This window comes from Streptomyces sp. CNQ329, from assembly GCF_000482585.1.
Map to the genome: position 1 here is coordinate 1 of NZ_KI519460.1, position 14,493 is coordinate 14,493.

Annotated in this window: 11 protein-coding genes and 1 tRNA gene; 11 read left to right on the forward strand and 1 reads right to left on the reverse strand. The window is 73.5% G+C overall.

Translation table 11 applies throughout. The features are described from left to right. The 11 genes from I003_RS0129510 to I003_RS0129560 form a co-directional block, all read left to right on the forward strand. Nucleotides 1-1,513, forward strand: a 1,513-nt coding sequence (locus tag I003_RS0129510) for a carbohydrate-binding protein (RefSeq protein ID WP_027774717.1), incomplete at its 5' end; no start/stop codon positions are given. Between the two features lie 69 nt (nucleotides 1,514-1,582). Further along, nucleotides 1,583-2,911 (forward strand): ThuA domain-containing protein, encoded by a 1,329-nt coding sequence (locus tag I003_RS0129515; RefSeq protein WP_027774718.1) that lies wholly within the window; start codon nucleotides 1,583-1,585, stop codon nucleotides 2,909-2,911. An 83-nt stretch (nucleotides 2,912-2,994) separates the two neighbouring features. Beyond that, on the forward strand, nucleotides 2,995-4,146 hold the full coding sequence (locus I003_RS0129520; protein ID WP_051368629.1) for an inositol-3-phosphate synthase: 1,152 nt from the start codon (nucleotides 2,995-2,997) through the stop codon (nucleotides 4,144-4,146). After that, complete coding sequence (locus I003_RS37210) at nucleotides 4,143-5,738, forward strand: SCO3242 family prenyltransferase (protein WP_078564569.1); 1,596 nt, start codon at nucleotides 4,143-4,145, stop codon at nucleotides 5,736-5,738. The genes I003_RS0129520 and I003_RS37210 overlap by 4 nt, the downstream gene beginning before the upstream one ends. Continuing rightward, nucleotides 5,735-6,607: a sugar phosphate isomerase/epimerase family protein gene (locus tag I003_RS0129530; protein ID WP_027774720.1), complete on the forward strand. Its 873-nt coding sequence runs from the start codon at nucleotides 5,735-5,737 to the stop codon at nucleotides 6,605-6,607. Before I003_RS37210 ends, I003_RS0129530 begins: the two co-directional genes overlap by 4 nt. Nucleotides 6,608-6,713: 106 nt before the next feature. Then, nucleotides 6,714-7,370 carry an EboA domain-containing protein gene (locus I003_RS0129535; RefSeq protein WP_051368631.1) on the forward strand — a complete coding sequence of 219 codons (657 nt, stop codon included), beginning with the start codon at nucleotides 6,714-6,716 and terminating at the stop codon, nucleotides 7,368-7,370. Further along, the gene (locus I003_RS0129540; RefSeq protein ID WP_027774722.1) at nucleotides 7,370-8,227 is read left to right on the forward strand and encodes a TatD family hydrolase; all 858 of its coding nucleotides are present in this window, start codon (nucleotides 7,370-7,372) and stop codon (nucleotides 8,225-8,227) included. The genes I003_RS0129535 and I003_RS0129540 overlap by 1 nt, the downstream gene beginning before the upstream one ends. Before the next feature lie 3 nt (nucleotides 8,228-8,230). Then, on the forward strand, nucleotides 8,231-9,409 hold the full coding sequence (gene eboE, locus I003_RS0129545) for a metabolite traffic protein EboE (protein ID WP_027774723.1): 1,179 nt from the start codon (nucleotides 8,231-8,233) through the stop codon (nucleotides 9,407-9,409). Next, nucleotides 9,406-10,785, forward strand: coding sequence for an alkaline phosphatase family protein (locus I003_RS0129550; protein ID WP_027774724.1), 1,380 nt, complete (start codon nucleotides 9,406-9,408; stop codon nucleotides 10,783-10,785). Before eboE ends, I003_RS0129550 begins: the two co-directional genes overlap by 4 nt. 27 nt (nucleotides 10,786-10,812) lie before the next feature. Continuing rightward, nucleotides 10,813-11,844 (forward strand): sugar phosphate isomerase/epimerase family protein, encoded by a 1,032-nt coding sequence (locus I003_RS0129555; RefSeq protein ID WP_027774725.1) that lies wholly within the window; start codon nucleotides 10,813-10,815, stop codon nucleotides 11,842-11,844. Nucleotides 11,845-12,030: 186 nt separating this feature from the next. After that, nucleotides 12,031-12,114: transfer RNA gene (locus I003_RS0129560), tRNA-Leu, on the forward strand. A gap of 761 nt (nucleotides 12,115-12,875) precedes the next feature. On the opposite strand, the gene I003_RS0129565 is transcribed toward I003_RS0129560, so the two are convergent. Next, a complete protein-coding gene (locus I003_RS0129565; RefSeq protein WP_027774726.1) occupies nucleotides 12,876-14,162 on the reverse strand; it encodes an FG-GAP repeat domain-containing protein in 1,287 nt (428 codons plus the stop codon). Nucleotides 14,163-14,493: the final 331 nt, after the last annotated feature.

Below are 14,493 nucleotides of genomic sequence, written 5' to 3' on the forward strand. Positions count from 1 at the left end.
CGAGTTCGCCCGTGTCACCGAGCCCGGCAACTTCGGCTGGCCGTACTGCACCGGCGCCAACGACGCCTACCGCGACTACGACTTCGGCTCCGGCGCCTCGGGCGACGCGTTCGACTGCGACGCGCCCGTGAACAACTCGCCGCACAACAGCGGGCTGACCGAGCTGCCGCCCGCCCAGCCCGCCTGGATCCCCTACGACGGCGGCTCCGTCCCCGAGTTCGGCAACGGCTCCGAGTCCCCGATGGGCGGCCCCGTCTACCGCCAGGACGAGGTCGACGCCGGCTCCGCCGTCGCCTTCCCGGCCGAATACGAGGGCGACTTCTTCGCCGGCGAGTTCGGCCGCAAGTGGATCAAGCGTATCGAGCAGGGCGGCGACGGCTCCGTGCAGTCCATCAACGACTTCCCCTGGACCGGCACCCAGGTCATGGACATGGACTTCGGCCCTGACGGCGCCCTCTACGTCCTCGACTACGGCACCGGCTACTTCGGCGGCGACGAGAACTCCGCCCTCTACCGCATCGAGAACATGACCGGCGGCGCCTCCCCGGTCGCCGAGGCGAGCGCCGACACCACCTCGGGTCAGGCGCCCCTGGCCGTGCAGTTCTCCTCGGCCGGCACCACCGACCCCGACAGCACCGAGCTGACGTACGCCTGGGACTTCGGCGACGGCGCCGGCTCCGACCAGACCGACCCCGCCCACACCTACACCGAGAACGGCACGTACAACGTCACCCTCACGGCCACCGACCCCGACGGACTCACCGGCAGCGCCAACGTGCAGATCACCGTCGGCAACACCGCGCCCACCGTGACGCTGGACCTGCCGCAGGACGGCCAGTCCTTCACCTTCGGTGACGAGGTGCCCTTCGAGGTCACCGTCACCGACCCGGAGGACGAGAGCGTCGACTGCGCCTCGGTCCGCGTCGCCTACATCCTCGGCCACGACTCCCACGGCCACGAGATGACCAGCGCCAACGGCTGCAGCGGGACGCTGAAGACCGCCGCGGACGGCGAGCACGACCCCAACGCCAACCTCTACGGCGGCCTCACCGCCACGTACACCGACGGCGGAGGCGGCGGCCAGGGCGCCCTGACCGGGACCGACCAGGCCAAGCTGCAGCCCAAGCACCGCCAGGCGGAGCACTACGACAGCTCCCAGGGCGTCGCACCGCAGAACAAGCCCGCGGCCAACGGCGGCAAGACGGTCGGCGACATCCACGCCGGCGACTGGATCGCCTTCGAGCCCTGGGTTCTGTCCGATGTCACCCAGCTCACCGCCCGGATCTCCTCCGCCGGCGCCGGCGGCACCCTCGAAGTACGCGCGGGCGCCCCCGACGGGACTCTCCTCGGCTCCACCGAGGTACCGGTCACCGGCGGATGGGACACGTTCGAGGACGTCACGGCATCACTGTCGGGCGCCCCGGACGGCACCACGAAGCTCTACCTCGTCTTCGCCGGCAGCGGCACAGGTGCCCTGTACGACGTCGACGACTTCACCCTCACCACCGGATAGCTCCCCCCACCGCCCCGCCGGCTCCGGCCGGCGGGGCGTCAACCCGACACGACCCTCAAGGAGCGCACCATGAAAGCTCCCGGACGTCTCGCTCTTGCGGCGGCGGCCGTTGTGCTCATCACTATGGGCATGAACACCTCCGCCGTCGCCGAGAAGCCCGCGAAGAAGTCGGAGGGCGAGCACGTGCTCGTCTTCTCCAAGACCGCCGGCTTCCGCCACGACTCCATCCCCGAAGGCATCACGGCCATCCAGCAGCTCGGTGCCGACAACGGCTTCACCGTCGACGCCACCGAGGACGCCGGCGCGTTCACGCCCGGCAACCTCCAGCAGTACGACGCCGTCGTCTTCCTCTCCACCACGGGCGACGTACTCGACGGCAAGCAGCAGCGGGCCTTCGAGGACTACGTGCGCGACGGCGGCGGCTACGTCGGCGTGCACGCCGCCGCCGACACCGAGTACGACTGGCCGTTCTACGGCGGCCTCGTCGGCGCGTACTTCGACTCGCACCCGCAGAACCAGAACGCCACGGTCAGGGTCGAGGACCACGACCACCCGGCCACCGCCCACCTGGGCGAGGAGTGGGTGCGCTACGACGAGTGGTACAACTACCGCACCAACCCCCGCGGCAACGTCCGGGTGCTGGCCAGCCTCGACGAGAGCTCGTACAGCGGCGGGAACATGAACGGTGACCACCCCATCGCCTGGTGCCAGACGTACGAGAACGGCCGGTCCTTCTACACCGGCGGCGGGCACACGAAGGAGTCGTACACGGAGCCGGAGTTCCGCACCCATCTGCTCGGCGGCATCCAGTACGCCATCGGGGCCGTCGAATCGGACTGCAGTTCTGCCGAGAGCGACTACACTCCGATCTTCGACGGCACCTCCACGGAGGGCTGGAAGCAGGCCGGTCCGGGCTCGTTCCGCCTGGAGGACGGCACCCTGACCTCGGAGGGGGGCATGGGCATGCTGTGGTACGAGGCCAGGGAGTTCTCCTCGTACTCCCTCAAGCTCGACTGGCGCATGGAGGGTGACGACAACTCCGGCGTCTTCATCGGGTTCCCGCCCTCCGACGACCCCTGGTCGGCCGTGGACAACGGCTACGAGATCCAGATCGACGCCACCGACTCCGAGGACCGGACCACGGGCGCCGTCTACGGCTTCCAGTCCGCCGACATCGCCGCGCGCGACGAGGCGCTCAACCCGCCGGGCGAGTGGAACACCTTCGAACTGCGCGTCGAGGGTGAACACCTGCAGATCTGGCTCAACGACGTGAAGATCAACGACTTCACCAACACCGACCCCGCCCGCAGCCTTGCGGACGGACACATCGGGATCCAAAACCACGGTGCCGACGACCAGGTGTCGTTCCGCAACATCCGGGTCAAGGATCTCCCGTGAACGCCGTGGGCGGGAGGTCGCAACACCTCCCGCCCACGGGCGCACCGTGCACCTGAACTGAACACACGTGGGAGGCAGCAGCCGTGACGGTCCATCCACAAGACACAGCACCGCAACCGGCGATCCCGGCGACGGCCGATACCGGCGTCTGGCTCATCGGCGCCCGGGGCTCCGTCGCCACGACCGTGATCACCGGTTGCGCCGCCCTGGCCGCCGGACTCCACCCCGCGGCCGGCATGGTCACCGAGACCGGGCCGTTCGCCGACTGCGGGCTTCCGGCACCCGGCCGGCTGGTCTTCGGCGGCCACGACGTGGCCTGCACCCCCCTGCCCAAGCGCGCCGAGGAACTCGCCGCCGGCGGCGTGCTCCCCCACGGGCTGCCCGCCGCCGTCGGCGCCGAACTGGCCGCCGCCGACGAGGAGATACGCAACGGCGGCCCGGAGCCCGGCGAGCCGTACGACGAGGAAGCGCTGATCGGCTCCTACGCCGCCGACATCACCGACTTCGTACGCCGCCGCAACCTCGCCCGCGCCGTCGTCGTCAACGTCGCCTCCACCGAGCCGGTCGCCTCCGGCGACGCGCTGCCCGCCTCGTCCTGCTACGCCGCCGCCGCCCTCAGATCCGGCTGCTCGTACGTCAACTTCACCCCCTCCACCGGACTGCACCACCCGCGGCTGCGCGAGGCCGCCGCCGCCTCCGGTCTGCCGTACGCGGGCCGCGACGGCAAGACCGGCCAGACACTGCTGCGTTCGGTGCTGGCGCCGATGTTCCTGCAGCGGGCGCTGGAGGTACGCGCCTGGTCCGGCACCAACCTCCTCGGCGGCGGCGACGGCGCCAACCTCGCCGGCGACCCGGCCGCCGCGGCGGCCAAGAACGTCGGCAAGGAGCGGGTGCTCGTCGACGCCCTCGGCGCCGGCGTCGACGGCGAGGTGCACATCGACGACGTCCCCGCCCTCGGCGACTGGAAGACCGCCTGGGACCACGTCGTCTTCGACGGCTTCCTCGGCACCCGCATGGTGCTGCAGACCATCTGGCAGGGCTGCGACTCCGCGCTCGCCGCACCGCTGGTCCTCGACCTCGTCCGGATCGTCGCCCGCGCCCACGAGGCCGGGATGTCGGGGCCGGTACCGGGCCTCGGATTCTTCTTCAAGGACCCGGACGACGGCCCGCCCGGACTCGCCGACCAGTGGCGTGAGCTGCTGGCGGTCGCGGAGCGCCTGCGGGTGTCGCGATGAGCGCGGAAGCCGCGGACGCGGGCGGCCGGCCCGCCCGGCCGTCCGGCGGACCGCACCGAAGGGGACACACCGGAAACCGCCGCCCGGCGACCGTGACGGTGCTGGGCGGCATCGGGCTGCTCGCGCTGGGTGCGGGGGCCGCGCGCATCCGTACGCCGGCACGGTCCGCGCGTACGGCGGGAGCGGGCGGGCCGTCGCCCGTCGCCCCGCTCGTCGCCGGCGCCGGGCTGCTCGCGGCGGGCGTCGGCGCCGTGGCGCGCCGCCGGCGGGGCACCGGCCGCGGGCCGGCCGCCGCCGTCGTCTCCGGCGTCGTGCTGGGCGCGGGCGCCGCGGGGGTGGCCGCGCGGGTACGCCGGGGCCGTGGTCCGGCACCGGCGGGCCGCCGGTCCGCCGCCGTGGCCGGGGGAGTGGGGCTGCTCGCCGCCGCCGTGCCCGGCGCGGTGCTGCGCCGGCCGCGTACCACCGGACCCACCGAGCCGGAGGCGCGCAGCGCCCAGGGGCGCAGGCAGGCCGCGTCCACGGCCGCCCAGGCCCGCGCCTGGGTCGAACTCCTCCGCGTCTCCGCGCTGTTCACCATCCCCGGCGACGCGCTCGCCGGCGCCGCCGCCGCCGGAGTGCGCCCCAACCGCGGCACCGCGCTGGCCATCGGCTCCTCCCTCTGCCTCTACGAGGCGGGCATGGCGCTCAACGACTACGCCGACCGCGACGTCGACGCCGTCGAGCGCCCGCACCGCCCGCTGCCCTCCGGCCGGATCACCCCCCGGGCCGCGCTGACCGCTGCCGCCGCCCTGACCGCGGCGAGCCTCGGTCTGGCCGCCGCCGCGGGCCGCAGGCCGCTCGCCCTCGCCACCGCGCTCGCGGGGGCGGTGTGGGCGTACGACCTGAAGCTGAAGAACACCCCCGCCGGACCCGCCGCGATGGCCGCCGCCCGCACCCTGGACCTGCTCCTCGGCGCCGCCGCCACACAGGCCCGCGCGGCGCGGAAAGCCGCGCCGCCGTCCGGCTGCGCGAGCGGCTACGCCTGCACCCGGGCGGCGCGCGAGGTGTCCGTACCCGCCGCCGGTGGGCCGTCCGGTCCACTGCGCCGGCACGGTGACGACCGCCCCGGGTGGGCGGCCGTCGCCGACGGGCCGCTCGCCGCCGCCGTCCTCCTCGGCGTCCACACCTACGCCGTCACCGTGGTCTCACGCCGCGAGGTGGCCGGCGGTTCGACGGCCGTCCCGCTCGTCGGCCTCGCCGTCACCACCGCCGTCGCCGCCACCCTGCGCCGCGGCAACGACCCCTCCGCGCGACCCGATCCGCAGCCCCGCACCGGCACCGCCGCACCGCCCCCCGGCGGGCCCCGGCTGGCGCTCACCCCCGGCGACCTGCTCGCCGGCGCGTACGCCGCCACCGCCGTCCGCCCGTACCTGCACGCCGCCCTCAACCCCAGCCCGCAGCTCACCCAGCGCGCCGTCGGCGGCGGCATCCGCGCCATGATCCCGCTGCAGTCCGCCCTCGCGGCCCGGTCCGGTGCGCCCGGCAGCGCCGCCGTGCTGCTGGCCCTCGTGCCCGTCGCCCGCCGGCTCGCGCGGAAGGTGAGCCCGACATGATGCGGCTGCGCCTGGCATACGGCACCAACGGCCTCACCGACCTGCGGCTGGCCGACGCCGTCGCGCTCCTCGCCGACCTCGGCTACGACGGCATCGCGCTCACCCTCGACCACATGCACCTCGACCCCCTCGCGCCCGACCTGCCCGCCCGCACCGCCACCGTGGGGCGGCTGCTGGCCCGGCACGGGCTCGCGGTGACGATCGAGACCGGCGCCCGCTACGTCCTCGACCCGCGCCGCAAGCACCACCCCACCCTGCTCGACCCCGACCCCGAGGCGCGCGCCGTACGCTCCCGGCTGCTGCGCACCGCCGTGAACGTCGCGGCCGAGCTGGGCGCCAACGCCGTGCACTGCTTCAGCGGCACCCGCCCGTACGGGGTGGCGGAGCCGGAAGCCTGGAAGCGGCTGGGCGCGGAGCTGACGCCGGTGCTGGCGGCCGCGGACGCCGCCGGTGTGCCGCTGGCCATCGAGCCGGAGCCCGGCCATCTGCTCTACGACCTCGCCGGGTTCCACCGGCTGCGCGAGGAGCTGGGCGACGCGCCGTCGCTGGCGCTGACCCTGGACATCGGGCACTGCCAGTGCCTGGAGGAGGCGCTGCCCGCCGACTGCGTACGGGCCGCCGCGCCCTGGCTCGCGCACGTGCAGATCGAGGACATGTGCCGCGGCGTGCACGAGCACCTGCCGTTCGGCGAGGGCGAGATCGGCTTCCCCTCGGTGCTCGAAGCGCTGCAGGCCACCGGTTACCAGGGTCTGATCAGCGTCGAGCTGCCCCGGCACTCGCACGCCGGGCCCGAGCTGGCGGGCAGCTCCATCCGCTTCCTGCGCGCGGCGGAGGAAGAGGCGCGGGCGAGGGGATCCGTGCCGTGCTGAGCCGCTCGTACGGGCCCGCCCGCGCAGTCACCGCCGCCGCGCGGGCTGCCGGGCCGCCCCGCGCACCGCGCGCCACAACCGTGACCCGAGTGAGAGGAGCCGCGCCGTGGTGACCCCGGACCCCGCCGCATCCGCCGACCCAGCCGCCGCCTCCGTCCCGGCGGTGGCCGCCCTGCGTGCATCCGTCGACGCCGCTCTCGCCCCCGAGGCCCGCGAGTGGCTCACCGCCGCGCTCGCCGACGCCGCCGCCGGCACCCCGGGCCCCAGCGCCGGACTGCGCGCCTGGGAGGCCCATTTCGCCGCCGCGCGGCGCCGCTGCGGCTCGGCATCCGCCGACGCCGTCCGCGTGCTGATCCTGCACGCGGCCCGCGCCGACGAGAAGACCGCCACCCGCGTCTACGACCGCGGCGACGCCGCGGAACGCCGCGCCGTGCTGCGCGCGCTGCCGCACCTCGACCTCGGCCCCGGCGCCGTACCCCTGGTCGAGGACGCGCTGCGCACCAACGACACCCGCCTGGTCGCCGCCGCCCTCGGCGCGTACGCCGCCGAACACCTGGGCGCCCACGCCTGGCGGCAGGCCGTCCTCAAGTGCCTGTTCACCGGCGTGCCCGCCGACGAGATCGCGGGCCTGGCCGAGCGCGCCGCCGGCGACGGCGAACTCGCCCGCATGCTCACCGACTACGCCCGTGAGCGGACGGCCGCCGGCCGCGCCGTCCCGGCGGACCTCGACCGGATCCTCGCCCTGACCCGCAAGGAGGTGTGATGCGCATCTTCGACCCGCACATCCACATGACGTCCCGCACGACCGATGACTACGCCGCCATGTACGACGCGGGCGTGCGCGCCCTCGTCGAGCCCTCCTTCTGGCTCGGGCAGCCCCGCACCTCCCCGCAGAGCTTCTACGACTACTTCGACTCGCTGCTCGGCTGGGAGCCCTTCCGCGCCGCCCAGTACGGCATCGCGCACCACTGCACGCTCGCCCTCAACCCCAAGGAGGCCAACGACCCGCGCCTCCTGCCGGTGCTGGAAGAGCTGCCGCGCTACCTGCTGAAGGATCACGTCGTCGCCGTCGGCGAGATCGGCTACGACTCCATGACCCCCGAGGAGGACCACGCGCTGGCCGCCCAGCTGGAGCTGGCCGCCGACCACGGGCTGCCCGCCATGGTGCACACGCCGCACCGCGACAAGGCCGCGGGCCTGGCCCGCACGCTCGACGTCGTACGCGAATCCAGACTGGCGCCCGAGCGCGTCATCCTCGACCACCTCAACGAGACGACGGTGGCCGCCGCCCGGGACAGCGGCTGCTGGGCGGCCTTCTCCATCTACCCCGACACCAAGATGGACGAGGACCGCATGGTCCGCATCCTGCGCGAGTACGGCACCGAGCGGATGCTCGTCAACTCCGCCGCCGACTGGGGCAAGAGCGACCCGCTCAAGACCCGCAAGACCGCCGACGCCATGCTCGCCGCCGGCTTCACCGACGCCGACGTCGACAAGGTGCTGTGGCAGAACCCCGTCGAGTTCTACGGCCAGAGCGGGCGGCTGGAGCTGGAGCCGGAGAAGCCGGAGGCCGGCGGGGCCACGTACGAAGGGAACTCCATCCTGCGAGGGGGAAGCTGAGCCATGCGCTTCCGACACCCCGACGGCTCCCTCGTCCACCTCGCGTACTGCACCAATGTGCATCCCGCCGAGGATCTCGACGGGGTGATGGCGCAACTGCGCGACCACGCCGAGCCGGTGCGCCGCCGGCTCGGCCGCGACCGGCTGGGCATCGGCCTGTGGCTCGCGCGCGACGCCGTACGCACCCTCGGCTCCGACCCCGCCTCGCTGCGCCGGCTCAAGAAGGCGCTCGACGCACGCGGCCTGGAGGCCGTCACCCTCAACGGCTTCCCCTACCAGGGGTTCGGCGACGAGGTCGTCAAATACCGGGTCTACCGCCCCGACTGGACCGAACCCGCGCGCCTGGAGCACACCGTCGAGCTGGCCCGGCTGCTCGCCGTACTGCTGCCCGACGACGTCACCGAGGGCACCATCTCCACCCTCCCGCTCGCCTGGCGCACCGACTTCGACGACGCCGCCCGCAAGGCGTCGCTGACTGCGCTGGGTACGCTGGCCGCGCGCCTGGACGCCATCGAGGAGCTGACCGGCCGTTCCATCCGCGTCGGCCTGGAGCCGGAGCCCGGCTGCACGGTGGAGACCACCGCGGACGCGGTCGCGGCGCTCACCGCGGAGGGCGCCCCGCCCGCCGAGCGCATCGGCGTCTGCGTCGACACCTGCCACCTGGCCACCTCCTTCGAGGACCCGGCCACCGCCATCGCCGGTATCACCGGCGCCGGCCTGCCCATCGTCAAGTCCCAGCTCTCGGCGGCCCTGGTGGCCGACCGGCCGGCGGAGCCGGGGGTGCGGACCGCGCTGGCCGCCTTCGCGGAGCCGCGCTTCCTGCACCAGACCCGGATCCGCGCCGCCGACGGCTCCGTCCGGGCCACCGACGACCTCGACGAGGCCCTGGCCGGCGGGCTCCCCGACGACGGCCCGTGGCGCGCCCACTTCCACGTACCGCTGCACGCACCGCTGGAGCCGCCGCTGACGGCGACGACACCGGTGCTCGAAGAGACGCTGGCGCGCCTCGTCGGCGGTCCCGCACCGCTGACGAGGCACCTGGAAGTGGAGACGTACACCTGGCAGGCGCTGCCCGCACACCTGCGCCCGCGCAGCCGCGCCCAGCTCGCCGACGGCATCGCCGCCGAACTGTCCGTCGCCCGCGACCTGCTCACCTCGCTCGGCCTGAAGGAGCTGCCATGACGCCCCCGAAGCGGCTGGTCGTCGTCGACGTCGTCGGCCTCACGCCGCGTCTCCTCGACCACATGCCGCATCTGCGTGCGCTGGCCGACGCCGGCTCGAACAGCGCGCTGACGCCGCCACTGCCCGCCGTCACCTGCACCGTGCAGTCCACGATCCTCACCGGTGCGCCGCCCGCGGAGCACGGGATCGTCGCCAACGGCTGGTACTTCCGCGAGCTGGGCGAGATCTTCCTGTGGCGCCAGCACAACGCGCTCGTCGGCGGCGACAAGCTCTGGGAGGCCGCCCGGCGCGCGTACCCCGGCTACACCGTGGCCAACGTCTGCTGGTGGTACGCGATGGGCATGGACACCGACTACGTCGTCACCCCGCGCCCCGTCTACTACGCCGACGGCCGCAAGGAGCCCGACTGCTACACCCGGCCGCCGGAGCTGCGCGACGAACTGACCGCCGCCTTCGGCACGTTCCCCCTCTTCAACTACTGGGGCCCGACGGCGAGCATCGTCTCCTCGCAGTGGATCATCGACGCCTCGCGGCACATCCTCGACGCGTACAGCCCCGACCTCACCCTCGTCTACATCCCGCACCTCGACTACGACCTGCAGCGCTACGGCCCCGACGACCCGCGCTCGCACGCCGCCGCGCGGGAGCTGGACGACGCCCTGGCGCCGCTGCTGGCCGACGCGCGGGCGGCGGACGCCGAGACCGTGGTGCTCTCGGAGTACGGCATCACGCAGGCCGCCCGGCCCGTGGACGTCAACCGCGCGCTGCGCAAGGCGGGGCTGCTGGAGGTCTACACGCAGGACGGGATGGAGTACCTGGACCCCTGGGCGTCGCGCGCCTTCGCGGTCTCGGACCACCAGATCGCCCACGTCTACGTCCGGGACCCGGCCGACATCGAGGCCACCCGGGAGATCCTCACCAAGCTGTCCGGCGTCGCCGACGTGCTCTCCGACTCCGGCAAGAAGGCCCACGGGCTGGACCACCCGCGCGCCGGCGAGCTGGTCGCGGTGGCGGAGCAGGACGCCTGGTTCACGTACTACTACTGGCTCGACGACGACCGTGCCCCGGACTTCGCCCAGCTCGTCGAGATCCACCGCAAACCCGGTTATGACCCCGCCGAACTGTTCATGGACCCCACCGACCCGTACGTACGTCTGCGGGCCGTCTCCGCGATCGCCCGCAAGAAGGCCGGGATGCGCTACCGCCTGGCCGTCGTCCCGCTCGACCCCGCCCCGGTGCGCGGCACCCACGGCCGCCTCCCGGACGACGAGCGCGACGGCCCCGTGCTGATCACCACCCGGCCGGGGGCGACCTCGGGCCCCGTACCGGCGACCGACGTGAAGTCCCTGCTGCTCTCGCTCGCCGGCCTCGACTGACCGATCCGCCCGTCAAGGAGCACTGCCATGTCCACCAAGAACCACGACGAACTCGACCACGCCGTCAACAGACGCAGATTCCTCGGAGTGGCCGCCGGCACCACGGCGGCGGCGATAGCCGGCACCGCGAGCGCACAGGCGCACGGCGGCGGCCACGGCCACGGCCACGGAAGGCCCGCGGTCCCGCGGGGCAACCTGGGCATCCAGCTCTACACTCTCCGCGACCAGGTCGGCACGGTCGGCTTCGGCAAGGTCTTCGACGCGCTGGAGCGCTACGGCTACGACCAGGTCGAATTCGCCGGCTACACCCAGGGCAACGGCCCCATCACCCTGCCGCAGCTCCGCCGCCTGACCCGCAACCACGGCCTGCGCGCCATCGGCAGCCACGTCGCGTACCACGACAGCGACCCGGCGGGCTACTCCTTCGCCACCAGCCTGGAGCAGGTCCTCGACGACGCCGAGGCCCTGGACCTGCCGTACGTCGGCACCTGGGACGGCCCGTTCCGCTACGGCAACACGGTCGACGGGGTCAAGCGGGCGTCGGCGGAGTTCAACGCCTACGGCGCGGCGGCCCGCCGCCGCGGCATGCGGTTCTACCAGCACAACCACGGCAACGAGTTCGGCTTCTGCACCGACGACCCGACGGTGCGCATCTACGACCTGATGCTGGCCGAGACCGACCCGGACCTGGTGTTCATGGAGATGGACATCTACTGGGCCTACACCGGCGTCCACCGCTTCAGCGTCCGCCCGGACGGCACCCCGGCGCCGTTCGACCCCCTGGACTACGTCACGGCCGACCCCCGGCGCTTCCCGCTGTTCCACGTCAAGGACGGCGAGCACGACGAGGCGTCCCAGGACGGCTACCACATGACCGACGTGGGCGACGGCGACATCGACTACCAGCGCTTCATCGGCACGGTCAGCCGTGGCCGCCACCGCAAGCACCACAACTGGCTCGTCGAACGCGACGACGCGGTGGACCCCGCCACCAACCCGGCCGGCTCCTTCAGCACAGCCCGCCGCTCCGCCGCCCACCTCCACCGCCTCCGCGCCTGACCCACCCCCTGTGCCCGGCCCGCCCGGAAACCCCCCGGCCCGTCGCCCCACCGGCGGGCCGGGGCCTTCACGTCACCCTACGCGATCCGTGAACACTTTCCGTAATCACATACCGGTGCGAACGACCCCCGAATCCTTGGTATCGTTGGCCGTGCCCCGCGGCCCTCTGCCGCGGCAGGCAACCCGGTCCGGGTGGCGGAATGGCAGACGCGCTAGCTTGAGGTGCTAGTGCCCTCTCAGGGCGTGGGGGTTCAAGTCCCCCCTCGGACACTTCAGAATCGGCCTCGGTCCGCCCGCGGACCAGGCCGTTTGTCGTGTGGACACCTTCGCCGACCGATGGCGGCGGTAGGTCAGGATGCTGCCGGGTGGTGCTCTGGCCAGCGGCTTTATCGAACGGCCAAGCGTGGGGGTGCAAGTCCCACGCTTGCTCCGACTGTCCATGTGGTGAGCAGTCGATTTCCCCTGTGGAGCGGGAGCGGGAGCGGGAGGGGCCGGGGCGCTTTCCTGGAGTGCTCGTGCGCCTGCACCAGGAGGGACAGCAGTGCTCTGGCGCCCGATCCAGACGCGCTGGTCGGCACTTCGTGCCTCAGTGCGTCCAGGCTGCCCCGTCCCGGTCGGGGACGCAGGTCGGCGGCGACAAGCTGAGGACGTGCGCGAGTTCGACGCTCTGGCATTCGGGCATGTTCGCACGCGGGGGTGACGGCCGAATGTTCGGCTGGGCAGGGGCCGTTCGCGCAGTCAGACTCTCAGGAGAGGACACGCCGGTGGGGCGTGGGCGAGGCGGGAGCGGCGAGGCAGGGCGGCGTGACCGCACCGGGTCGATGGTGACCGCGGGGGTGGGGCGTTCCTGTACGACTACACCGCCCGGTGACGAGCCGACGACGCGCGGGGCGGGCGCGGGGCGCCGCATCGGGGCTGCGCTCTGCCGGTGCTGGACCGGGCTGTCCACCAGGGCCTGTTCGAGGGCCGGCTCATCGTCCTCCACAAGCCGCCGGACGCGGACGACTCGCCGTCCGGCACAGCCCGCCGGTTCAGCGGTCCGCCGCCGGCAGGCCCAGTTCCCGCGCGGAGATGAAGCGTGAGCCCGCGGGGTCCAGCCCGGTGGGGGATCCGGGCAGCAGCCACAGGCCGCGCAGCTCGCGCCCGCGCTGTGTCTGGGCGACCACGTCCAGGCGGCCGTCGCCGTCCACGTCGAGCAGCGGAGGGCGGGACTCGAAGCGGACGCGGGAGTAGAGCCGGGGAGAAGCGCCGTGGACGCCGGGGGTGTCCAGGCCGACGGACCGGGGGCGGGTCGCAGACGTGGCGTGGTCGACGTCGGGGACGAGGTGGACCAGGCCCTGCTGCACGTCGGCGTAGGGGGAGGAGAGGACGAGGTCGGGCCTGCCGTCGCCGGTGACGTCGCCGACCGCGCGCCCTTCCGCGTCACCGCCCTCGACGCCCGTGATGACCTCGGCCGGCGGTGTCCGGTGGCCGGGGTCCCGGTTCACGGACAGGGTCAGCGTCCGCTCGGCCCCGTCCATGGCGACGCTGACGAGTTCGTCGTCGCCGTCCCCGTCGGCGTCGCCCGGCACCCCCTCGTACCCCTCGTCACTCTTCGTGTTCCGCGCCAGGGAGAGCCCTCGCGGCCCGCCGCGGAAGTGGTGTACGGCCACGAGGGTCGTCAGGCCGTCGCCCTCTCCTTCGGGGTCGGTCCACCGGAACCACACCGTCAGCTCGTCACGCCCGTCGCCGTCGTAGTCACCCGCCACCGCCTTGTACGGAGCGGAGTCCGCCGAACGCCTCTCGTTCAGTTGCTGCGTGCGTGCGGGCTTCCCGTCGCGGTTGAACGGCCCGTACGAGACGGTGCCTCCGGACCGCGTACCGCTGCGGTCGTACTCGGCGAGGCGGTACACGTCCGCGGAGCCGTCGCCGTCGAAGTCACCGACGCGGCCCTCTTCCCAGCCGGACCTCTCCCTGCCCAGCACGACGGCGGTGCCGGTGGCGAGCCGTACCGGTCCGGTCACACCGTGCGGGCCACCCCACAGCGCGTACTGCTGCCCGGTCTCCAACGTGACCAGCAGGTCGGTGAAGCCGTCCCCGTCGAGGTCGCCGCGCGCGAACTGCGCCCACGGCACGCCGGTGACCTCCGGCCCGGCCGACTCGGCCCGCAGAGTGTTCCGGGTACGCGGGTCGAGCCCGCGTGCGGAGCCGTACACCACGGCGATCCGGTCCGCGCCGACGGCGACCGCGGCGTCGTCGTAGCCGTCGCCGTTGAGGTCGCCGGGACGCGGCTGCCGTGCCGGCTCACCGGCAGGAGGCCGTGCCCCCTGCCCGGCCATGACGAGTTTCCCGGTGGCCTCTCCGGCTGCTTCCCTGGTCGCAGCCTTCGACGAAGACTCCGCGGCACCGGAACGGTCGCCCCCGCCGCTGCAGGAGGCGAGTAACAACGTGAGCGCGACGGCCGCGCCGACCCTGCGGGTCCCAGGTATCCGTGAACGCATCGGCCGATGATAAGCAGTCGCCCTGGTCCCGAGTCGGCACGACGTGTGCACACGTCTCTGCGACGGGGACGACCGCAGGAACGGCCGTCCGGCGCCGTGTCACGATGCGGCCGGGAGGGTCCAGGCGATGTTGTCCTCGGTCTCGTACCAGGAGTTTCCCGGGCCCCGG